Annotated in this window: 13 protein-coding genes; 10 read left to right on the top strand and 3 right to left on the bottom strand. The window is 68.5% G+C overall.

Annotated elements, in window-relative coordinates; genetic code table 11:
* Positions 1-54: 54 nt before the first annotated feature.
* Both KUF83_RS08295 and KUF83_RS08290 read right to left on the bottom strand, forming a co-directional pair.
* Positions 55-1,074, bottom strand: coding sequence for a helix-turn-helix transcriptional regulator (locus KUF83_RS08295; protein WP_217453935.1), 1,020 nt, complete (start codon positions 1,072-1,074; stop codon positions 55-57).
* Positions 1,075-1,133: 59 nt separating this feature from the next.
* Positions 1,134-4,829: a S8 family serine peptidase gene (locus KUF83_RS08290; RefSeq protein ID WP_217453934.1), complete on the bottom strand. Its 3,696-nt coding sequence runs from the start codon at positions 4,827-4,829 to the stop codon at positions 1,134-1,136.
* Between the two features lie 379 nt (positions 4,830-5,208).
* Between KUF83_RS08290 and KUF83_RS08285 the strand changes: the two genes are divergently transcribed.
* Together KUF83_RS08285 and KUF83_RS08280 are read left to right on the top strand one after the other, a co-directional pair.
* Entirely contained in the window at positions 5,209-6,303 is a 1,095-nt protein-coding gene (locus tag KUF83_RS08285) for a lytic polysaccharide monooxygenase (protein WP_217453933.1), read from the top strand.
* Positions 6,304-6,602: 299 nt separating this feature from the next.
* A complete protein-coding gene (locus KUF83_RS08280) occupies positions 6,603-7,967 on the top strand; it encodes a DUF11 domain-containing protein (protein ID WP_254643544.1) in 1,365 nt (454 codons plus the stop codon).
* A gap of 38 nt (positions 7,968-8,005) precedes the next feature.
* Here KUF83_RS08280 and KUF83_RS08275 read toward each other — a convergent pair whose 3' ends face one another.
* On the bottom strand, positions 8,006-11,842 hold the full coding sequence (locus tag KUF83_RS08275) for a GH92 family glycosyl hydrolase (RefSeq protein ID WP_217453932.1): 3,837 nt from the start codon (positions 11,840-11,842) through the stop codon (positions 8,006-8,008).
* Between the two features lie 595 nt (positions 11,843-12,437).
* Between KUF83_RS08275 and ngcE the strand changes: the two genes are divergently transcribed.
* The 8 genes from ngcE (at position 12,438) to dxs (ending at position 23,016) form a co-directional block, all read left to right on the top strand.
* A complete protein-coding gene (gene ngcE, locus KUF83_RS08270; protein ID WP_217453931.1) occupies positions 12,438-13,886 on the top strand; it encodes an N-acetylglucosamine/diacetylchitobiose ABC transporter substrate-binding protein in 1,449 nt (482 codons plus the stop codon).
* A gap of 91 nt (positions 13,887-13,977) precedes the next feature.
* Positions 13,978-14,907 carry a carbohydrate ABC transporter permease gene (locus KUF83_RS08265; protein WP_217453930.1) on the top strand — a complete coding sequence of 310 codons (930 nt, stop codon included), beginning with the start codon at positions 13,978-13,980 and terminating at the stop codon, positions 14,905-14,907.
* Between the two features lie 37 nt (positions 14,908-14,944).
* The gene (locus tag KUF83_RS08260) at positions 14,945-15,865 is read left to right on the top strand and encodes a carbohydrate ABC transporter permease (protein WP_217453929.1); all 921 of its coding nucleotides are present in this window, start codon (positions 14,945-14,947) and stop codon (positions 15,863-15,865) included.
* Positions 15,866-16,060: 195 nt separating this feature from the next.
* Positions 16,061-17,260 (top strand): ROK family transcriptional regulator, encoded by a 1,200-nt coding sequence (locus KUF83_RS08255; RefSeq protein WP_217453928.1) that lies wholly within the window; start codon positions 16,061-16,063, stop codon positions 17,258-17,260.
* A 133-nt stretch (positions 17,261-17,393) separates the two neighbouring features.
* Positions 17,394-18,500, top strand: coding sequence for a sugar ABC transporter substrate-binding protein (locus KUF83_RS08250; RefSeq protein ID WP_217453974.1), 1,107 nt, complete (start codon positions 17,394-17,396; stop codon positions 18,498-18,500).
* 205 nt (positions 18,501-18,705) lie between these two features.
* Positions 18,706-19,497 (top strand): ATP-binding cassette domain-containing protein, encoded by a 792-nt coding sequence (locus tag KUF83_RS08245; RefSeq protein WP_217453927.1) that lies wholly within the window; start codon positions 18,706-18,708, stop codon positions 19,495-19,497.
* Positions 19,494-20,786, top strand: a complete 1,293-nt coding sequence (locus KUF83_RS08240; RefSeq protein ID WP_217453926.1) for a sugar ABC transporter permease — start codon at positions 19,494-19,496, stop codon at positions 20,784-20,786. The genes KUF83_RS08245 and KUF83_RS08240 overlap by 4 nt, the downstream gene beginning before the upstream one ends.
* A gap of 310 nt (positions 20,787-21,096) precedes the next feature.
* On the top strand, positions 21,097-23,016 hold the full coding sequence (gene dxs / locus KUF83_RS08235; protein WP_217453925.1) for a 1-deoxy-D-xylulose-5-phosphate synthase: 1,920 nt from the start codon (positions 21,097-21,099) through the stop codon (positions 23,014-23,016).
* Positions 23,017-23,114: the final 98 nt, after the last annotated feature.

The following is a 23,114-nucleotide window of genomic DNA, read 5'->3' as shown; positions in this document are numbered from 1 at the left end:
CGTCCTGGACGACTCACGTCAGGCCGCTCGCCCTGACGCTCCCGAGCTGATTGGCTACAGCCAGCCTCGCTGAGCGGCCCGCACCCCCAGCTGGAACCGGCTCGCGGCCCCCAGCCGTTCCTGCAGTTCGCTCACCCGGCGTCGCAGGGTCCGAAGGCTCACGCCCAGATGGCGGGCCACCGCCTCGTCCTTCATCCCGGCCGCCAGCAGCCCGATCAACGTCCGTTCGCTTTCGAGGAGTTCGCCCTTCACGGTCGGCTGGCCGAGCGGGGTCGCCTGCTGCCAGGCCATCTCGAAGAGCTTCTGCAGGGCCTCCGTCACCGCCGAGTGCCACACCACGACGGCGCAGTAACCGCCCGCCGCCGAGGCGGTCAGCGGAAGCATCGCCCGGCACCCGTCGACCACCAGCAGTTTGAGGGGCACGGACGGCAACACCCGGGCCTGCTCCCCGAGTTCCATCATCCTCCAGGTGCGGGACAGCACCTTCGGGTCCTCCAGGGCCGCCGCCGCGTACACCCCGCGGGAGACGATCCCGCGGCGCAGCAGATCGGCCTGGAGATCCACCTGCGGGGCGGGCGGGGCGAGATACGGCGGCGTGTCGAAGAGGCACACCTCCCGCTCGGCGCGTGCGTACATCTCCTCCAGACGTGCCGCGATGGCGCCCTCGCCCGAGGCGACCTCGATCAGCCGGGACGGTTCCTCCCGCAGCAGCCCGGCCTCGTACGCGGTGCCCATCTCCTCGGCGGTGGCGGCGAGAAGCTCGGACTCCGTCTCGCGCCTGCGGATCAGCGCGCGGACCGCCACCCGTGGGTCGACCGCCCGTAACCCGCCCATGGAGTCCGGGGGTTGGAGCAGTCCGAGTCCGAGCAGCTGGTTGCAGGTCTCGCGCACCCGGGCCGGGGAGGCGCCGGTCAGCAGGGCCCAGCCGGCCGCGCCGGCGTCGGGTTGGTGGAGGATCGCCTGGTACACCCGCTCCTCCAAGGCGGACACCCCCACCGCGGCCCAGGGGCTCGCGGCAGGGGTCGGTCCTGCCGGGTTCTTTTCTCCTGCCGTGCCGTATGCCGTGTTCACCATGGCTCGGCACGGTAGGCGATCTTTGTTAAGGCCGGTGTCGTACCGGCGTGGTCCGCCGTCTACTTCAGGCCGAAGGCCCGCACCACGGTCTGGTCGACCGCGTTGCCGTCCCGGTCGGCGGCCCGTACGCGCAGGGACACGAAATCGGCGCCCTTCGGGTGCTTGAGTTCCGCCTTGCCGCTTCGGACCTTCACCTCCTTCCAGGACGCGCCGTCGTCGTACGACACCCAGGTCCTCAGCTCACGGGCCGTGACGCTCGACTTCTGGTCCCGGACGGAGAGTTCGAGCTTCGACTTCCGCTTGGACTCCGCCTGGTTGAGCAGGTCGAGCCCGTCCAGGCCGTAGTCGACGGAGAGCAGCGGCAGCGCGGTCTGCTGGGTCGTGTGCGCCGACGCGAAGGACCATTCGGTGTGGGTGCTGGTGGAGTACCTGACCCAGTCGGCCTTGCGCTGCGCGTCGAGAACGAAGCGGTACGAGGACTTCGCCGCCGGGACGTCGAAGGTGCCGTACCCGCCGAGCGCACTGCTGCCGACCAGCTTCCCGTCGGCGTACAGCGTGCCCTTCGCGGTGTCCTGAACGCCGTCCACACTCGCGTAGTGGCCCGGTGTCCCGTCACTCAACTCCGGCATCCGCAGCGCGAGTTTGTCGCCGGTGCGCTGGGACAGCCCGTACCGCTCACTGGCCGCCGGGCGGACGACCTGCCGCAGCCACTCCTCGGTGGGCGCCTTGCCCGCCTTGCCGAAGGTCCGCAGGTCGTTCCACTGGCCCCTGTTCGTCTGCCAGTTCGGGGTGACGGTGTTCCAGATGCGGGTGTCGGGATCCACGTTGTAGTACTCGGTGCGCGTCGTACCGAGGGGGACGTACTGGCTGGTCTCGATGGCGGCACCCTGCCACGGGCGGTACCGGTAGACGGCGTCCTTGCCGACGTCACCTGCCCGGCTTCCGTGGTAACGGACCTTCTGCTTCACGGTGTTGGAGCTGTTCAGCGAGTACGTCTGGTTCTTCGAGACGGCATCGGTCTGCGGGAACATCACGTTGTAGACGTACGGGCTGACCGCGGTGCCGTCCAGTTTCAGCGTGACCTTCTTCCCGCTCTTCAGCAGCGCGCCGAGCTTCGCGCCGTCCTCGCCGGTGGCGACCATCAGCGGGATCGTCGTGCTGTCCACCCAGGAGATCCAGTACCCCGGCTTCTCCTGGTACGCGATGACGTAACCGGCCCCGGCCTTCGTCGCGTTGGCCACCGCCTCGTCGGCCGTCATCCCGGCTGCCAGCCGGACCACCGCCACCTTGCCCTTGACGTCGAGCCCCTGGAAGTCGGCCGCGGTGCCGCTGCCGGCGTCCACCGCCCGCACCGTGCGTTTACCGCTGAACTTCGTCTGAGGGGTGTCGCTCTGTGAGTAGTCGAGAGGCAGCGCGTACTTCTCGGGGCTGCTGACGCTCGCCGTCAGCTCCTTCTCGTACAGACGGAACTTGGGGGTGAACTCGAAGAGGCCCTCGGTGACCTTCTCGGTCGGAGCGACATAGATGCGGTCGGTCCACCAGTTCTGGGCGTAGGTCGCCCCGAAGGCGGTCCCGGGTCCTTCCCGGTGCCAGTTGGTGCTGAAGCTCTGGAACTCGGAGTTCTCCTTCGTCCGCGGCTTGATCTCGACGGCCTTGCGGGCGTCGAAGACGACCTCGGTGTCCTTGTCGACCTTGATCTCCGGATCACCGACGACGGAGGTGGCGACCTCCAGTCCCGCCGCGTCCCGCTCCGGGATCCAGGTCGCCATGGAGTACGTACCGGCCGGCACCTTGAAGGTGTAACCGCGGCCGAGGAACCCGTGCGAGTCCGGGTACGCGCCGTTCAGCTCCTGCAGCACGAAGATCGACGCCGAGGTCGACGGCTGGCCGCTCCGGTTCAGCAGAGAGACCTTCAGGTCGTAGGTCTTCGGCAGTATCTCGAAGCCGACGGCCGTGGTGACCCGGACGTCCGCGGCGCTCGCGGTGACGTGACCCGTGTAGCGGCCCTCGGCCTCCCCGGCCGGGTCGACCGTGACCGCGACGGTGGCGGTGCCCCTCGCCGGGACGGTCACGACGTCCGCGCCCAGGGCGGCCTCGGTGAGCGACGACGCCAGCTTCAACTCCACCGGCTCGTCAGTGGTGTTGGTGTAGGTGATCTCCTTGCCCGCGGCCTCGGCGCCGTCGTCCGCCTCGTACGTGCCGAAGCTGAGTGCCGCAGTGGCGAAGACGCCCTGGCCGACGGCCCGTACGGCATCGACGCGGCCGTCGCCCTGTTCGAACACGGAGGCGTCGGGGCTGGTCCTGGCGGTGGTGGCCAGGGCCTGCTTGATCTGCTGTCCCGTCCAGTCCGGATGGGCCTGCGCGACCAGTGCCGCGGTGCCCGAGACATGCGGGGTCGCCATCGACGTGCCGCTCACCCTCGTGTACCTGTCACCGACAGGCGTGCTGCCCGGCATGTTGGTTCCCGCGGCACGGGCCGCCGCGATCCCCACGCCCGGCGCGGTGATCTCCGGCTTGACGGCCGAGTCACCGAGCCGTGGGCCGCGGCTGGAGAACGAGGCCAGCTGGTCGGACTTGTCGACCGCGCCCACGGTCAGCGCGGAGTCCGCGATGCCCGGGGTGCCGAGGGTCTGCGCGGACGGGCCGGCGTTACCTGCCGCGATCACGAAGAGGGCGCCGGTGGACGCGGACAGCTCGTCCACGGTCTCACTCAGTACGTCGGAGGGGCCGGTCGCGTCACCGCCCAGCGACATCGAGACGATCTTCGCACCGGAGCGCGCGGCCCAGTCCATGCCGTCGAGGATCCAGGAGGTCTGGCCGCGGCCGTTGTTGCCCAACACCTTGCCGACGAGCAGCTCCGCACCGGGTGCCACGCCCCCCAGCCTGCCGTCCGAGGCCGCGCCCGAGCCGGCGATCGTGGAGGCCACGTGGGTGCCGTGGCCGTGGCCGTCCCGCACCGGCTCGGTCGGTACGAAGCTCTTCGTCTCACCGAGCTTCTCCACGAGATCCGGGTGGTCGGTGTCCACGCCGGTGTCCAGGACGGCGACCTTGACGCCCTTTCCGTCGTAGCCCGACTGCCACACCTCGGGCGCGCCGATCTGCGGCACGCTCACATCGAGGGACACCTTCACCTGGGCGTCGAGCCAGATCTTGTCGATGCCCTCGCCGAGTCGCTTCGCGGTCTTGGTGGTGGGTTCGGTGCCGAGCGCCGGGGCGATGTCCGCCCAGAACGCGGTGGACTTCTTCGCGCTCAGCGCGGCGCCGTCGATGCCGGGGAGCGCGAGCGTGCGGCGCGCTCCGTCGGGCGTCGCACTGCCCTTCGTGTACGTCGCGATCACCGGCGTGGTGCCGGTCTTCGCGTCCGTGTATCCCTGCTTCACCAGCTGGGTGACATTGAACAGGGCCGGGTCGAGACGGCCCGCCTGCACCAGCGGGATCGCGTCCGAGGGGAGGACGCTCACCTCGCCGTCGCGTTCGGTGGACAGGAAGGTGGCGGCCTCACGGCCCTTGCCGCGCCGGACGTCGACGGCCTGCTTGCCGTCCGGTCCGGCGGTGAGCGACACCGTGTCACCGGTGAGAAGGGTGACGGTCTTCGTGGTCCCGGCGCGGGCTTCCGCACCGGTCCCCGCACCGGCCCTCGTGGTCGCGTCGGACGTGGTGGCCGGGCCCCCGGGACCGGCCGTCGCGGGCGTGACCGCGGCCGCGAGCAGTCCGGCCGTTCCGGCCACGGCCCAGAGGGCGTGGAGTCTTCGCATGGGTGGACGTCCTCCCCAGAACACTGACAACGCTTCCGGCCTGGTGGGCGGAAGCCAGTGATCAGAGTGGGTGCCGCGCGGAGAACGACTCAAGCGATTCCCGTGGCCGGGGGGTGCCAATGCCTCTTTCGGCCAGGGTGGTTGGCGGTTGCCATGCGCAGGTCGGCCGGGCACGGGCCCCTTGCGCCAGGCGTTTACAGCGGTTGCGGTCCGCGCTAGCTTCGAAGGCACGTGGGGTGGGAGCGCTCCCAACTCCGGTGGACCGGAACCCACCCCGGGCCCGCTCCCGCCTCGCGTATGCATACCCCGGACGTGCCGACACCCCCACCCGCACACGGGCTCCCCACGCCCTGTGAACGAAGGGACGGTTCAGCCTGTCATGACCCTGACAACATCGACTCCCCGCTCGCCCCGGCGATTACCGCTACCCGTCCCCGCCCGGTTCAGAGCCTTCCTCCTCATCCTGCTGGCCCTGGTCGTCACCATCCCCGCGCTCGGTCTGGTCGTCTCGGCCGGCGGCGAGGCGAAGGCCCACGGCACCCCCATGAAGCCCGGCAGCCGCACCTTCCTGTGCTGGCAGGACGGGCTCACCGACACCGGTGAGATCAAACCGGTCAACCCCGCCTGCAAGAAGGCGCAACAGGTCAGCGGCACGACCCCGTTCTACAACTGGTTCTCGGTGCTCCGCTCCGACGGCGCCGGCCGCACCCGCGGATTCGTGCCCGACGGCGAACTGTGCAGCGGCGGCAACACCAACTTCACCGGCTTCAACACCCCGAGCGCCGACTGGCCGTTGACCCATCTGACCTCGGGCGCGACCGTCGACTTCTCCTACAACGCCTGGGCCGCGCACCCGGGTTGGTTCTACGTCTACGTCACCAAGGACGGCTTCGACCCGACCAGGGCGCTCACCTGGAACGACCTGGAGGAGCGGCCGTTCCTGAGCGTCGACCATCCGCCGCTCAACGGATCGCCGGGCAATGTCGAGGCCAACTACTCCTGGTCCGGCAAGCTCCCCGCCGGCAAGTCGGGCCGCCACCTCATCTACATGGTCTGGCAGCGCTCGGACAGCGCGGAGACCTTCTACTCCTGCTCCGACATCGTCTTCGACGGCGGCAACGGAGAGGTGACAGGCATCCACGACCCGGGCAACCCGACCGAGCCCCCGCCCGGCGCCTGCTCCGCCACCCGCCGTACGACGGGCAGTTGGTCCGGCGGCTACCAGTCCGAGGTGACGGTCACCAACTCCGGTGACGTCCCGCTGCTCGGCTGGATGGTCGACTGGGCACTGCCGGGTGGTCAGTCGGTCGCCAGCCTGTGGAGCGGCAGCGCCACCTACACGGGCCAGAACGTGATGGTCCACAACGCCAACTGGAACGGATCGCTCGCTCCGGGCAAGAGCACCACGTTCGGATACGTCGTCGAGGGGTCCGGAGGTGATCCGGCGACGGCCCTCGCGTGCCGTCCGGGCTGAGCCGGCCCACTGCTCGGGGCGGACCCGGTGACCGTAGTCCACCGGGTCCGCGAGCCGGACCGGTCGGGGGAGGCCGGTACGGGTGGAGCGTGGCTTGTGTCGACCAGTGGACGTGGAAGACAACGTTGTCTCATGATCTGAAGCCGACTCTACTCCTCCAACGGACAACGCTGTCAAACCAGTTGGCCTCCCAGTCCGTCCGAGTGTCCGCTGCACCGGCTGGACCGGACTCCCGTTCCTCGCAAGCGGTAGCGTGTGCGATCCGGCGATCTTCCACGACGGTCTCCCCGGGAGGAGCCATGCGCGCGCGAGGGACTGTGCTGCGGCCCGCGGCCGTCTGCCTGGCACTGGTGATGCCGCTGGGCGGACTCGCCGGCTGCGGCACGGGTGCCGGCGCAGCGAAGAAGTCGGGGATCGCGGTGCCGGACCTGTTCTATCTCCGGCCGCCCGGGGACGGGTCCGGTCCGACGGACAAGGTGCCTTTCCACGTCCGGGCCGAGGACGTGAAGGCGAGGAGCCACGTCGGGACACAGGACCATCGGCTCACGGTGGACGTCACCGGGTCGGAGCGGGCCGTACGGCTCAAGATCTCGGAGATCCGCAAGAAGAACCCCAGGTGCGCCGGGACAGGCACCCGGGTCGTCTGCCGGGTGAGCGGCACCTACGACAGCTGGTCCGACATCGACCGTGTGTATCCCTACGCGGCCCCCGGCAGCAGGCCCGGCGACAGCGGGTCGGTGCGTTTCAGCTTCACGACCCGGAACGGGAAGACGCTCAGCGCCCGCACCCGGGTCGTCGTCGGCGAGCCCGTGGTGAAGGTGCGGACGACGAAGGTGTTCGAGGACGTCGGCCCCGGCTCCGTGCTCAGCACGCCCGTCGTGGTCCGCAACACCGGGGAGGTGCCCGTCCGGGGCGTCGGCCTGAAGCTCGCCGTCGGCACGGGTCTGCGCTTCGAGCACCGGTACGGCAACTGCCGCTACCCGGAGCTCCAGAAGGACTCCGTCACGGTGTGCGAGTTTCCCGGCGTGCGCATACCGCCCGGGCAGGCGGTCGTCCTCCGCCCGGCCCTGGCGCTGAACGTCGCCAGGACGGAGATGTACTCCTCGTTCCTTCAGGAGGCATGGGCTCTGGACATGGGCCCCGCCAAGAACAGCGCCGTGCCCGAGGGCGGCGACCGCGGCGACGGCCCCCGGCTGACGACCGGGGCCGCGAAGGGCCCCGACCTGAGGGGGACGTTCGCCGGCGGCGAGGTGTGGAGCGAGGTGCGGGTGGACACGCACGCCGACTTCGAGGTCTTCCCCGTCGAGGTGAGCGGCGCACGCGGCAGCGAGCACGAGGTGCGCCTGAAGGTCCGCAACAACGGGCCCGCCACCCCGGGGAGCACGACACTGCTGTTCACCCCGCCGCAGAGCGCCACCGTGGCGAAACAGCCCATGGAGGCCATCGACGAGGACGTGTACGAACCCTCCTGCGACCTGGACCGGGGCACGTACTCCTGCTCCGTGGGCAGCGGGCTCGAAGCCGGCGAAGCGCGCACCTTCGTGTTCACGCTCCGCCTCGGCGGGCCGGGCGAGGGCAGCGTGAGGGTCGCGGACGCAGCCGGGACCGACCGCCGGGATCCCGACCCCGCCAACGACACGGCACCGGTTACCGTCCTGCCGTAACCGGTGCCGTGTGCGCCGTGCGGGTGCCGAGCCGTGCGTCAGCTCAGCAGTTCCACCTCCGCCAGCGTCGCCTCACCGTCGAGCACCAGGCGGTACTTCGTGTACGCGCCGGGCGCCGCCACCGAGAACGCCCGCGTCTGCCGGTCCCAGGTGAACGACTCGCCGGACCGCTTGTCGAGGTCCTTCCACGTGGAGCCGTCGGACGAGCCCTGCAGCACCCAGCCCTTGGGAGCCTTGGCGCGGTCGGACGACGTCAGCGTGTACTGGACGGCCTCCACCCGGCCGGCGGTCGGCAGATCCGCGGACGCGACGGTCGCGTTCGTCGCCGAGGTGTCGTCGAACAGCGCCCCCTCGCCCACGACGACGTCGGCGCGCGGCGACGGCACCTTGTCGTCCTGCGTGATCGACGGGGGCGCCGCGTTCTTCCCGGTGCCCCACGAGGACGGCTTCGGCCCCATGTCGAACTCCAGCACGCCACCGCGGGAGACGATCGAGTGGGGGAGCGAAGTCGACTTCCACGCCTTGCCGTTGACCCTGAGCCCCTGCACGTACACGTTCTTCGCGCTGTTCTTCGGAGCCTTCACCACCAGCTCCCGGCCGTTCTCCAGGTGCACGGTCGCCTTGGTGAACAGCGGTGAGCCGACGGCGTATTCGCCGCTTCCCATCACCAGCGGGTAGAAGCCCAGCGAGGAGAAGAGGTACCAGGCCGACTGCTCGCCGTTGTCCTCGTCGCCGTGGTAGCCCTGTCCGATCTCGCTGCCCGTGTAGAGGCGGGAGAGGACCTCACGCACGTTCTTCTGCGTCTTCCAGGGCTGACCGGCCGCGTCGTACATGTAGTTCACGTGGTGGGCCACCTGGTTGGAGTGCCCGTACATGCCCATCCGCACGTCACGCGCCTCGGTCATCTCGTGGATGACGCTCCCGTACGAGCCGACGAAGTCGGGCGAGGCGGTCTCGGGGGTCGCGAAGTACGTGTCGAGCTTCTTCGCGAGCCCGGAGCGCCCGCCGTACAGGTTGGCGAGGCCACGCGAGTCCTGCGGTGCGGTGAAGGCGTAGCCCCAGCCGTTCGTCTCGGTGTAGTCGTAGCCCCACACCCGCGGGTCGTACTTGGACGACTCGACGCGCCAGTCGCCCTTGAGGTCACGGCCCTGGAAGAAGCCCGCCTTGTCGTCGAACAGCTTCACGTAGTCCTGGGCGCGGTTGAGGAAGTACTCCGACTCCTCCTTGTAGCGCTTGTCTCCCGTCTTCTCGTAGAGGGCCCGTCCCATCTTCGAGATGCCGAAGTCGTTGAGGTAGCCCTCCAGCGCCCACGACAGGCCCTCGTGCGTCTCGGTGCTCGTGTAGCCGATGAAGGGCGAGGTCGCCATCCCCTTGCGGCCGACGCCGGCCGAGGGTGGCACCACGGTCGCGTTCTTGACCGCCGCGTCGTACGCCGACTTCGCGTCGAAGTCGACGCCCTTCACGTACGCGTCGGCGAACGCCACGTCCGACGAGGTGCCGGTCATCAGGTCCGCGTAGCCGGGCGAGGACCAGCGCGACGTCCAGCCGCCGTCCTTGTACTGCTGCACGAACCCGTCGGCCATCTCACCCGCCTGACCGGGCGTCAGCAGTGAGTAGGCGGGCCAGGTCGTCCGGTAGGTGTCCCAGAAGCCGTTGTTGACGTACACCTTGCCGTCGACGATCTTCGCGCCGGTGTGCGTCGGCGTGTCCGGGCCGGGCATCGGCGAGAACGGCGAGGCGTACTGGTACTTCGAACCGACCTTCTCGAAACCGGAGTTGGGGTACAGGTACAGCCGGTACAGGCTGGAGTACAGGGTCGTGAGCTGGTCCGGCGTCGCGCCCTCGACCTCGACCTTGCCGAGGATCTTGTCCCACTGCTTCTGGGCGCGCGACTTGACCGTGTCGAAGGACGTGCCGTCCGGGATCTCCTGACGGAGGTTGTCCTTGGCCTGGTCGATGCTGATCAGGGACGTGGCGATGCGGAGCGTGACCGTGCGGTCCTCGCCCGCGTCGAACCGCAGATGCCCCTTCACACCGGAGGAGTCCCCCTCGACGACCGGCGCGTCGAACACCCCGTACACGAAGAGCCGGGTCGCGCCCGTCGACAGGCCGGACTTCACGTCCGAGTAGCCGGTGAACGTCCCGCTCTCCTTGTCGAGGGTGAGACCCGCCTGGTCCGTGACGTTGTCGAAGAGGACGCTCGCGTCGTCACCGGGGTAGGTGAACCGCAGGGCCGCCGCGTGGTCCGTCGGCGTCATCTCCGTCTTCAGCCCGTTCTCGAACCGCACCCCGTAGTAGTACGGGCGCGCCGTCTCGTTCTCGTGCCGGAAGGGCAGCGCGCGGGCGGTGCGGCCCGTCGCCGGTGTGCCGGCGGCGGCCGACGGCATCACCTGGAAGGTCTGCCGGTCACCCATCCAGGGGCTGGGCTCGTGGCTGGCGCTGAACGCCTGGATGGTGGGCAGGTTGTCCGCGTTGTTGGCGCGCGCGTAGTCGTACAGCCAGCTGAGCGAACCCGCGTTCGTCACCGGCGTCCAGAAGTTGAAGCCGTGCGGCACGGCCGTCGCCGGGAAGTTGTTCCCGCGGGAGAAGCCACCGCTGGAGTTGGTGCCGCGTGTCGTCGACGCGTAGTCCGAGAGGTGCGCCTTGGGCTTCTCGGGCTTCTCGACCCTCAGGTTCACGTCGTCCAGCCAGCCGCGGAACTTCGCCGGGCCCTTCGGCGAGTCGTACGCGACCAGGATCCGGTCGACCGTCCGGCCGGCCGCGACCGAGCCGATCCGCGAGACGACGTTGTTCCACTGGTTGACGTACAGCACCTTCGACGCGCCCTGCCCCTGGGGCGTCAGCGCGAACCCGTGCTGGTCCTGGGCGCGCAGGTCGCTCAGGTGGGTGCCGTCCGTGAAGGCGAGGTCCACCGACACGTTCGTGGCGTCGTAGTCCCGGTCGCCGTCGGCCATCGACGGGAAGATCCGGTACGCCAGCTCGGTGTCGCGGCCCACGGCCACGTTCACGTCGAAGACCTTGTTGTACGAGTAGGCGCGGCCGTCGCTCTTGTGCGTGCCCGCGTACCGCAGGGCCCGCTTGCCGGTGAAGCCCGCGCCCGCCTTCGCGGTCGGGGAGCCGCTCGGGCCGCGGTCCACGAGGGAGATCATGTCCTTGGGCGTGGGGGCCTCGTCGCCGCCCGTGGAGAACTGGACGTCGCCGAGCTGCGTGGCGCCGGCCCCGCCGTTGTTCCGGGTGATGTCGAGCCGGAAGTGTTGGTACCGCGCCGGCTCCGTGAGCTGGTACGACTTCGTCTGGAACCGCTCGCCGAAGCTCTGGCCGGTGCGGCTGTCGAGGGTCTTCCAGTCCTTGCCGTCCGTGGAGCCCTTGAGGGTCCAGTCGGCGGGGTCGCGCTCGTCGTGGTCGTTGGCGGACGTGAGCGCGTACGTGACCAGCTCGACCGGGGCGTCCAGCTCGAACTCCACCCAGCCGGTGGGCGCGAAGGTCAGCCACTTCGTGCTGGGCTCCACGTCGACGAGGTTCTCCTTCACCTCGCCCCCGCCGGGGTTCTCGCCGCTCGCGCGGACGTCGGTGACGTGGTCGGTCACGTTGCCCGGGATGCCGGTGCTGTAGCCGCCGTCGACACCCGACGACCGCTTCGTGCCGTCGGGCGCGGTGTCGACCGTGTTGAGCCAGTCGGGTGCTGGATCACCCGCCTCGAAGGAGGAACCGAACTCCCGCTCCGCGGCCGCCGCTTCACCTGGACGGGCTACGGCGGCGCCCTGCGAGGCCACCACCAGTGCGAAGGCGGCCGCTCCGAGGACCGCCGTGGAACCCCATCCGTGCCGTCTGAGCCGAGATCTGTGCAGAGACCCTTGCCGAGATCTGTGGTGCATGCGCCAGCACCCTCCCTGTCACGTGCGCCTGGACAACGTTGTCAGCTTCGCTGCGCAAGGTCCAGTAGGGAGTCAAGTGTCCAGCGATGTCAAGGGTGTTGGACGTGGCGTACGGGGGTAATCGCGACAGCTGCCCGAATGGTCCGCCCCGGGGTCCACCTGTCGGCTTCCTGTTCGGGCGCTGATCGTTCCCTGGGTGCTCGCTGTGCGGCGGGCCTGCGGGCAGCTCATATTTCCGCGAGGTCTCACTTCGGGAAAGAGTGTCGGCCAACTGTGCATTCGATCTTGCTCCGCTGGCGGGAAGTGGACTATACCTGTCGGCGTCCGCCCAGTCGTTCGACCGGTCGTGGACAGACACGGCCCGGGGAGACGAGGGGGCGCGGCGATGAGCGACAGCCGCGCATTCCCGCGGAACCCTGTATTCCACGCACGATCCAGCTCTACTGACGTCCCCTCGCGGAAGCGCCGGGCAACCTGTCCGACCTGATTTCCCACCGGGGGGCCGGGGGTTTCCCCCGGGTAATGCAGTACCAATCGCGGTGCCGGGGAGGGTCCGGTTCACCGCCTGAGTCCTGATGAAGGCGAGGACTTGAGCATGGGATCCACTTCCGCCCACAACAACCGCGAGGGTGTCGGCCGCCGAGACCTGATCAAGCGGTCCGCCGCGCTCGGTCTGATTTCCGTACCCACGATGAGTTTCCTGTCGGCGTGCGCAAGCGGCGACAGCGGCAGCGAGGACAAGGTCGAGAAGGGAAAGAAGTCCAAGGAGAACCCGCTCGCGGTCAACGAGAGCGCTCCGCTCGAGATCGTCATCTTCGACGGCGGTTTCGGCACGAAGTACGCCGAGGACGCCAAGGCGGTCTACGAGAAGAACTTCCCCAAGGCCAAGGTCAAGTTCTCCTCCACCCAGAAGATCCAGTCGGTCCTGCAGCCGCGCTTCAACCAGGGGACCCCGCCGGACCTGATCGACAACTCGGGTGCCGAGCAGATGGACATGGGCGTCCTCGTCGGCAAGAAGCAGCTCTCGGACCTCACCCCGCTCCTCGACGCGCCGTCCGTCGACGACCCGAGCAAGAAGGTCCGGGACACCCTGCGCCCCGGCATCGTCGAGATGGGCCAGTTCGACGGCGACCCGGTCTGGATCATGTACTACGCGTACACCGTCTACGGCGTCTGGTACTCGCAGAAGGCGCTGGAGTCCCTCGACGCGACGTACCCGGAGACCTGGGACGACATGCTCGCGGTCTGCGCGAAGGCGAAGAAGAAGGGCATCGCGGGCTGGACGTACGCGGGCAAGCACCCGTACTACATCCCCTTCTCGCTCTACCCGATGATCGCCAAGGTCGGCGGCCGCGAGGTCCTCGACGCCATCGACAACCTGGAGCCGAACGCCTGGAAGCACCCTGCCGTCAAGACCTGCTTCGAGGCCTACTACGAGCTCTACAAGAAGGGCTACATCCTCAAGGGCACCCCGGGTCTGGACCACATCCAGTCCCAGACGGCCTGGACCGAGGGCAAGGCGCTCTTCATCCCGAACGGCTCCTGGGTGGAGAACGAGGCGGCGAAGACGATGCCGAAGGACTTCGACCTCGCGGTGAACGCGCCCAGCGGCATCGACGGCTCGGACAAGATGCCCTTCGGCACCATCTGGGCGTCGGGCGGCGAGCCCTTCATCGTGCCCGCCAAGGCCAAGAACACCGACGGCGGCATGGAGCAGCTGCGCATCATGCTCAGTGAGGCCTCGTCGAAGAACTTCACCGCGTCCGTCAAGTCGCTGACCGCGTTCAACGGCGGCACCGACGGCATCGAGCTGACGCCGGGTCTGAAGTCCGGTGTCGCGGCCCTGGAAAAGGCCGGCGACAACGTGGTCAACCCGCGTATCCAGGACTGGTACGTGGCGTTGCAGAAGGAGAAGATCGGCGTCGGCGGCCTCGGCGAGATGATGGCGGGGCGGCTCACGCCGGTCGAGGCCATCAAGAAGATCCAGGGATACGCCGACGAGGCGGCCAAGGACGACAACATCCAGCACTACAAGCACCAGTGAGCGCGGCCGGGGCCCCGGGCGGTGTCCGGGGCCCCGGGTCTCGTTGTGCGGCGTCGACGGCAGCCCTCGCGGGAAGATCGGGTCGGTAGGAATGCAACACGGCAAATACCGTTTCATCGTGGGGTTCCTGACGGCGCCCCTGGCCATTTACGGCCTCTTCGTGATCTGGCCCTTCGTCCAGTCCATCTACTATTCGTTCACGGACTGGAGCGGTCTGAGCCCCGAGTTCAAGATGGTGGGCTTCAAGAACTACACGCGCATGCTGGACGACGAGGTCTTCTGGAAGTCGTTGCAGCACAGTGTGCTGTTCGTCCTGCTGCTGCCGTTGGTGACACTCACCATGGCGCTCTTCTTCGCCTTCATGCTCAATGTCGGCGGAATGCGCCGGAAGAACGCCGCCATCTCCGGAGTCCGCGGCTCGTCCTTCTACAAGGTGGTCTACTTCTTTCCCCAGGTGCTGTCGATCGCGATCGTCGCCCTGCTGTTCCAGTTCGCCTACAACCCCAACAGCGGCGCGATCAACTCCGCTTTGAAGGCGGTGGGTCTGGACAGCGTCCAGCCGGACTGGCTCGGCGACCCCGACCTCGCCCTGTGGTGCGTCTTCGCGGTCCTCGTCTGGTGCACCGTCGGATTCTTCGTGGTGCTCTTCTCCGCGGGAATGGCCTCCATTCCCAAGGACTACTACGAGGCCGCGCTGCTGGACGGCGCGAACCGCGTCACGACGTTCTTCAAGATCACGCTGCCGCTGTTGTGGGACACCGTGCAGTCCGGCTGGGCCTACGTGGGCATCCTGGCGCTCGGCGCCGAGTCCTTCGCGGTCGTGCAGATCATGACCGTGGGCCCGAACGGCGGCGGTCCCGACTACTCGACGACCGTCCTGCCGCTGTACGTCTACCAGAAGGCGTTCCGCGACGGCCAGGCCGCCTACGCGACGACGATCGGTGTCGCCCTGCTCGTCGTGACGCTGCTGTTCGTGGCGGTCGTGATGAAGCTGGGCCGGCGCGAGCGGCTGGAGTACTGATGCAGACCGAGCTCACCGAGCCGCGAGGAGGCCACGAGTGAAGACGACCGACACGCCTCCCCCCGCCGAGACCACCGGAAGGACGGCGCCCGTCACCAAGTCGGTGCCCGTGCCCGCGCCGCGCGAGAAGGCCACCGGCAGGACCCTCAACATCTTCTCGCACGGCTTCCTCATCCTCTGGGCGTTCATGGTCGTGCTGCCGCTGCTCTGGGCGGTGATGACCTCGTTCAAGACGGACAAGGACATCTTCAGTTCGCCGTGGGCGCTGCCCGACTCGCTCCACTTCGACAACTGGTCGCGCGCCTGGACCGAGGCGAACATGAGCGACTACTTCCTCAACACGATCATCGTGGTGGGGTTCTCGCTCCTCGGCACCATGCTGCTGGGCTCCATGGCCGCGTACGTCCTCGCGCGCTTCGAGTTCCCCGGGAACCGCTTCATCTACTTCCTGTTCATCGGAGGGATGAGCTTCCCGATCATCCTGGCGCTGGTCCCGCTCTTCTACGTCATGCAGAACCTCGCGCTGCTGAACACGCTGCCCGGACTGATCCTGGTCTACATCGGCTACTCGTTGCCGTTCACCGTGTTCTTCATGACGTCCTTCTTCCGCACGCTGCCGACCTCGGTGGCCGAGGCGGCCTTCGTGGACGGCGCGTCGCACACCCGGACGTTCTTCCAGGTCATGCTGCCGATGGCCAAGCCCGGCCTGATCAGCATCACGATCTTCAACTTCCTGGGGCAGTGGAACCAGTACATGCTGCCGACGGTGCTCAACACCGAACCGGACAACAAGGTCCTCACCCAGGGACTCGTCCAGCTGGCCGTCAGCCAGGGCTACAAGGGTGACTGGTCCGGCCTCTTCGCGGGCCTCGTGATGGCCATGCTGCCGGTGCTCGCCGCGTACATCGTCTTCCAGCGCCAGGTCGTGCAGGGACTGACAGCGGGCGCGCTGAAATAACGGTTCGGCCGTCGGTTCGGTTTGCGAGGGTGGTCCCGGATTGGAGCCGGGGCCACCCTGGTGTGTAGGGGCGCCGGCAGGCCCCTCTCTTGCTCAACCTCTTGACGGGAGGCAACCCAAACGGCTCAGCTTAGAGTTCACTAGTTGGACATAGACGGGGTCTCACCGAGGCGACCCCGTACGCAGGAGGTCGTCGTGGAGACTCCGGGGTCGCAGTCGTCGCTGCACCGAGCCAATCTCGAACGGGTCGTACGCGCGGTGCGCCTGGCCGGATCGCTCACGCAGGCGGAGATCGCGAGGACGACGGGGCTGTCCGCGGCCACGGTCTCCAACATCGTGCGCGAGCTGAAGGACGGCGGAACGGTCGAGGTCACACCCACCTCGGCAGGCGGCCGAAGGGCCCGCAGCGTCAGCCTCAGCGGCGACGCCGGCATCGTGATCGGGGTCGACTTCGGCCATACGCATCTACGGGTCGCGGTCGGGAACCTGGCGCACCAGGTGCTCGCCGAGGAATCCGAGCCGCTCGACGTGGACGCGTCCGCCGCACAGGGCTTCGACCGGGCGGAACAGCTGGTCAGCCGCCTGATCGCGGCCACCGGCGTGGACCGCACGAAGATCGCGGGAGTGGGCCTCGGCGTGCCCGGGCCGATCGACGTGGAGTCCGGGACGCTCGGCTCCACCGCGATCCTGCCGGGCTGGACCGGCACCAAGCCCGCCGAGGAGCTGGGCGGACGGCTGGGCGTGCCGGTGCACGTGGACAACGACGCCAACCTGGGAGCCCTCGGCGAGCTCGTCTGGGGGAGCGGCCGTGGCGTGCGCGACCTGGCGTACATCAAGGTCGCGAGCGGTGTCGGCGCCGGACTCGTGATCAGCGGCAAGATCTATCGCGGCCCGGGTGGCACAGCGGGAGAAATCGGGCATATTACTCTTGACGAGTCCGGCCCCGTCTGTCGCTGCGGCAACCGGGGCTGCCTGGAGACCTTCGCGGCGGCGCGCTATGTGCTGCCGCTCCTCCAGTCCAGCCACGGTACGGACCTGACCATGGAAGGTGTCGTACGGCTGGCGCGGGACGGAGACCCTGGCTGCCGTCGGGTGATCGCCGACGTCGGCCGACACATCGGCAGTGGAGTGGCCAATCTCTGCAACTTGCTCAACCCGAGCCGTGTGGTGCTCGGCGGTGATCTCGCCGAGGCCGGAGAGCTCGTACTAGGACCCATAAGGGAGTCCGTCGGCCGCTATGCGATCCCCAGTGCGGCGCGTCAACTATCCGTTCTGCCAGGGGCACTTGGCGGTCGGGCGGAGGTCCTCGGGGCACTCGCCCTCGCGCTCAGCGAGATGGGCGATTCAACCCTTTTGGACGGATCGCTCACTGCTGCCACGCCTGCCTTCACTTAGAGAACGGATGGCACCGTTGCCATCTCGTTAAGGATTTACTTCTTGACGTCGCACTTGTGGCCGAGTTGACTTCCAGCCACCTCGGCCGCAACGTCGCGGCCTCGTCAGGGAGGTTTCTGAAGTGAACACGCGTATGCGTCGCGCCGCCTTTGCCGTTGCCGCTGGTGCGATGGCCGTCTCGCTTGCTGCCTGTGGCAGCGCCGAGGAGTCCGGCGACAAGAGCGACTCCACCAAGTCGGCCGCCAAGGGTGACGACATCAAGGTCGGCCTCCTTCTTCCGGAGAACCAGACCGCGCGGTACGAGAAGTTCGACAAGCCCTTGATCGAGAAGAAGGTCAAGGAGCTCACGAACGGCAAGGGCGAGGTCGTCTACGCCAACGCCAAGCAGGACGCGACCACGCAGTCCCAGCAGGTCGAGACGATGATCACCAACAAGGTGGACGTCCTGATCGTGGACGCGGTGGACTCCAAGGCCATCGCCAACGGCGTCAAGAAGGCCAAGGACGCCGGCATCCCCGTCGTCGCGTACGACCGCCTCGCCGAAGGCCCGATCGACGCCTACACCTCCTTCGACAACGAAGAGGTCGGCCGCGTCCAGGGCAAGGCGCTCCTGGAGGCCCTGGGCGACAAGGCCAAGCCCTCCGCGAAGATCGTCATGATGAACGGCGCGGTCACCGACCCGAACGCCGCCCTCTTCAAGAAGGGCGCGCTGTCCGAGCTCGAGGGCAAGGTCGACATCGCCAAGTCGTACGACACCAAGGAGTGGAAGGCGGAGAACGCCAACGCCAACATGGAAGCCGCGATCTCGGCGATCGGCAAGAACAAGATCGTCGGCGTCTACTCCGCCAACGACGGCATGGCGGGCGGCATCATCACCGCCCTCAAGGCCGCGGGTGTCTCCCCGCTCCCGCCGGTCACCGGCCAGGACGCCGAGCTCGCGGGCGTGCAGCGCATCGTCTCGGGCGAGCAGTTCATGAGCGTCTACAAGCCCTACCCGCAGGAGGCGGACGTCGCCGCGGAGATGGCCGTCGCCCTCGCCAAGGGCGAGAAGCTCGACTCCATCGCCAAGGACTCGGTCGACAGCCCCACCACCAAGGGCATCGCGTCGGTGCTCGTCCCGGTCATCTCGCTGACCAAGGACAACATCAACGACACCGTCATCAAGGACGGCATCTACACCGTCAACGAGATCTGCACCCCCAAGTTCAAGGCCGCCTGTGACAAGGCCGGCCTGAAGTAGGTACCGGCAAGTCCCTCACCGCGTACGGGAATCCGCGCCACTGGATTCCCGTACGGGCGAGATGCCCACGAGGGACGGTCGTACTCGAAGCCCATCCGGCGCCCCGCAACCACCAGCCCCGCAAGCTAGGGCGGGGCGCCGGACGGAACGCTTCATCCCCCAAACTCTTCTGCACAACCTCCCGCCGGGTCAGGCGGCGAAGGAGATGGTTCACGTGTCCGCTACGCCTGTTCTGGCGTTGCGCGGGGTCTCGAAGCGGTTCGGTGCCGTTCAGGCGCTCACCGACGTAGAGCTCGAGGTCCACGCCGGTGAGGTGGTCGCCCTGGTCGGCGACAACGGCGCCGGAAAGTCCACGCTGGTCAAAACGATCGCCGGCGTGCACCCCATCGATGAGGGTGTCATCGAATGGGACGGCAAGGCCGTCCAGATCAACAGGCCGCACGACGCCCAGAGCCTGGGAGTCGCGACCGTCTACCAGGACCTCGCGCTGTGCGACAACATCGACGTCGTCGGCAACCTCTACCTGGGACGCGAGCTGAAGAAGCGCGGCATCCTGGACGAGGTCGAGATGGAGCGACGCTCGCGCGAACTGCTCCAGACGCTGTCGATCCGCATCCCCAGCGTGCGCATCCCGATCGCCTCGCTGTCCGGCGGTCAGCGCCAGACCGTGGCCATCGCCCGCTCCATGCTCGGTGAGCCCAAGCTGGTCATCCTCGACGAGCCCACCGCGGCCCTCGGTGTCGAGCAGACCGCCCAGGTCCTCGACCTGGTCGAGCGGCTGCGCGAGCGCGGCCACGCCGTCCTCCTCATCAGCCACAACATGGCCGACGTGAAGGCCGTCGCCGACAAGGTGGCCGTGCTCCGGCTCGGCCGCAACAACGGCGTCTTCGAGGTCAAGGCCACCTCACAGGAAGAGATCATCTCCGCCATCACCGGCGCCACGGACAACGCCGTGACCCGTCGTGCGGCGCGCAGCAACGGGGAGGCTCAGAAGTGAGCACCGACAAGACCTCCGTCACGAAGGACGAGCACGTCGTCGCGAACCCCGAGGCCGCCGCCGCCGCGGTGACCGTGGTCGACCCCCGGCTGCTCGTGCGCGAAGAGGGGCTGGCCGGCTACGTCGGCGAGTTCAAGCGCAAGATGCGGGCCGGCGACCTGGGCTCCGTCCCGGTCGTCATCGGCCTGATCATCATCTGCATCATCTTCCAGAGCCTGAACTCGGCCTTCCTCTCCGCCGAGAACCTCAACAACATCGCCGTCGCGATGGTCGCCACCGGCATGATGTCCGTCGGCATCATCTTCGTGCTGCTGCTCGGCGAGATCGACCTGTCGGTCGGCTCGGTCAGCGGTGTGGCGGGTGCCATCACCGCCGTGCTCAGCGTCACCCACGGCGTGAACGAGTGGCTGGCCATCCTTGTCGCCCTCGCGAGCGGCGCGTTCATCGGTGCGCTGCACGGCTTCTTCTTCGCCAGGATCGGTGCGCCCGCGTTCGCGGTCACCCTGGCCGGCCTGCTGTTCTGGCTCGGCTTCATGCTCCAGATCCTGGGCGAGAACGGCACCATCAACATCGACGGCGACGGCCTGGTCGGCAAGCTGACCACGTACTACTTCTCGGACGTCGCCGCCGCCTACGGTCTCGCGACCGTCGCCGTGGTGCTCTTCTTCGTCACCAGCTTCCTGGACAGCCGCCGCCGCGAGGCCGCGGGCATCCCGTCCCGGCCGCTGGGCGACCTCGTACTGCGCACGGCCCTGCTCGCGATCGTCGCGTTCGCCGCGGCGATCATGTTCAACCAGTACAAGGGCCTCCCGCTGGCGCTGCTGCTGTTCGTCCTGGTCCTGGTCGTGACCGACTTCGTGCTGCGCCGCACGGGTTACGGCCGCAAGATCTTCGCGCTCGGCGGCAGCGTCGAGGCGTCCCGTCGTGCCGGCATCAACGTCACCGCGGTCCGGGTCTCGGTCTTCGCCCTGGCGGGCTTCTTCGCCGCCGTCGGTGGTCTGTTCTGGGCCTCGAAGATCGCCGCGGCCAACCAGAGCGCCGGCGCGGGCGACCTTCTCATGAACGTCATCGCGGCGGCGGTCATCGGCGGTACCAGCCTCTTCGGTGGCCGCGGACGCACGTGGAACGCGCTGCTCGGTGTCATGGTCATCACCTCGATCCAGTACGGCCTGGCCCTCGAGGGCATCGCCACGCCGGTCCAGTACATGATCACCGGTGGTGTGCTTCTCGCCACGGTCGTCATCGACTCGGTCACCCGCAAGACGCAGAAGACCGCCGGGCGCGCATAACGCTTCGCGGTTGCGCGGCTGGACCGGAGGGCTTGCCGGTCATGGAGGGCTGCGGGCCGTCGTGGCTGGTCGCGCAGTTCCCCGCGCCCCTTACGGGGCGCGGCCCTTCGGACGAAAGTGCCCGACACCCTTGCCGGTGTCGGGCACTTTCGTGCGTTCGTACGCGTTTGGCGGCAGGGGCCGTGGGCGAGATGTCCTACGGCCGATCGCGTGATGTATGACGCGCAGCCCGGGCGCCGCCGTGAAAGGCGGAACATTAGACTCGACAGGCCCGGCAAAGCTCGATCAGCTCTACTGCAAGGAGGCACGGGTGCCGCTGCTGACCCGCATCAAGGGACCGCGCGATCTGGACCGGCTCAGCCTGGAGCAGCTGGACCAGCTCGCCGAGGAGGTCAGGACCTTCCTCGTCGACGCGGTTTCCAAGACCGGCGGCCACCTCGGCCCCAACCTCGGCGTCGTCGAGCTCACCATCGCCCTGCACCGGGTCTTCGAGTCCCCGAGGGACCGGATCCTGTGGGACACCGGACACCAGTCCTACGTCCACAAGCTGCTCACGGGCCGCCAGGACTTCTCGAAGCTGAAGATGAAGGGCGGCCTGTCCGGCTACCCCTCGCAGGCCGAGTCCGAGCACGACGTCATCGAGAACTCGCACGCCTCCACGGTCCTCGGCTGGGCCGACGGCCTCGCCAAGGCGAACGAGGTCCTGCGCAAGGACGACCACGTGGTCGCCGTCATCGGCGACGGGGCGCTCACCGGCGGCATGGCCTGGGAGGCCCTCAACAACATCGCCGACGCCAAGGACCGCCCGCTCGTCATCGTCGTCAACGACAACGAGCGTTCGTACGCCCCCACCATCGGCGGCCTCGCCAACCACCTGGCGACCCTGCGCACCACCGACGGCTACGAGCGCTTCCTGGCCCGCGGCAAGGACCTCCTGGAGCGCACGCCCGTCGTCGGCAGGCCCCTCTACGAGACCCTGCACGGCGCGAAGAAGGGCCTCAAGGACTTCATCGCCCCGCAGGGCATGTTCGAGGACCTCGGCCTGAAGTACGTCGGCCCGATCGACGGCCACGACATCGAGGCCCTGGAGTCCGCGCTGGCCCGCGCCAAGCGCTTCGGCGGCCCGGTCATCGTGCACTGCCTCACCGAGAAGGGCCGCGGCTACCAGCCCGCCCTCCAGGACGAGGCGGACCGCTTCCACGGCATCGGCCCCATCCACCCCGACACGGGCCTGCCGATCAAGGCCTCGGGCGCCGACTGGACCTCCGTCTTCGGCGAGGAGATGGTCAAGCTCGGCAACGAGCGGGAGGACGTCGTCGCCATCACGGCGGCGATGCTGCAGCCGGTCGGCCTGAAGAAGTTCGCGGACGCCTTCCCGCACCGCATGTACGACGTCGGGATCGCCGAGCAGCACGGTGCCGTGTCGGCGGCGGGTCTCGCCACCGGCGGCCTGCACCCCGTCTTCGCGGTCTACGCGACCTTCCTCAACCGCGCCTTCGACCAGGTCCTGATGGACGTGGCCCTGCACAAGTGCGGGGTCACCTTCGTACTCGACCGGGCCGGCATCACGGGCACCGACGGCGCCTCCCACAACGGCATGTGGGACATGTCGATCCTCCAGGTCGTACCGGGCCTGCGGCTGGCCGCGCCGCGTGACGCCGACCAGGTCCGCGCCCAGCTGCGCGAGGCCGTCGACGTAACAGACGCGCCGACCGTGGTCCGCTTCTCCAAGGGCGCCGTCGGCCCCGCCGTACCCGCCGTGGGCCGCGTCGGCGGCATGGACGTCCTGCGGGAGCCCGGCACCGGCACACCGGACGTGCTCCTCGTCTCGGTCGGCGCCCTCGCGCCGATGTGCCTGGAGATCGCCGGCCTCCTCGACAAGCAGGGCATCACCACCACCGTCGTCGACCCCCGCTGGGTCAAGCCCGTCGACGAGGCCATGGCCCCGCTCGCCGAGCAGCACCGCGTGGTCGTCACCGTCGAGGACAACTCCCGCGTCGGCGGTGTCGGTTCGGCGGTCGCCCAGGCCCTGCGCGACGCCGGTGTGGACATCCCGCTGCGCGACTTCGGCATCCCGCCGCGGTTCCTCGACCACGCCTCCCGCAAGGAGGTCATGGCCGAGATCGGCCTGACCGCACCGGACATCGCCCGGCAGGTCACCGGCCTCGTCTCCAAGCTCGACGGACGCTTCGACCAGGCCCACGCCCCGGCGGAGTCCGTCCGCGACTGACACGGCCGAGTGGGCCGGTTTCCCCACCCTTTACGGTGGTGAGACCGGCCCATTCGCGTGAAGACCCACGCGCCGGGGCATACGGACTACGCCCCCTC

Source organism: Streptomyces sp. BV286, assembly GCF_019090165.1.
Classification (GTDB): domain Bacteria; phylum Actinomycetota; class Actinomycetes; order Streptomycetales; family Streptomycetaceae; genus Streptomyces.
This window is presented reverse-complemented; position numbering and strand designations above follow the sequence as displayed.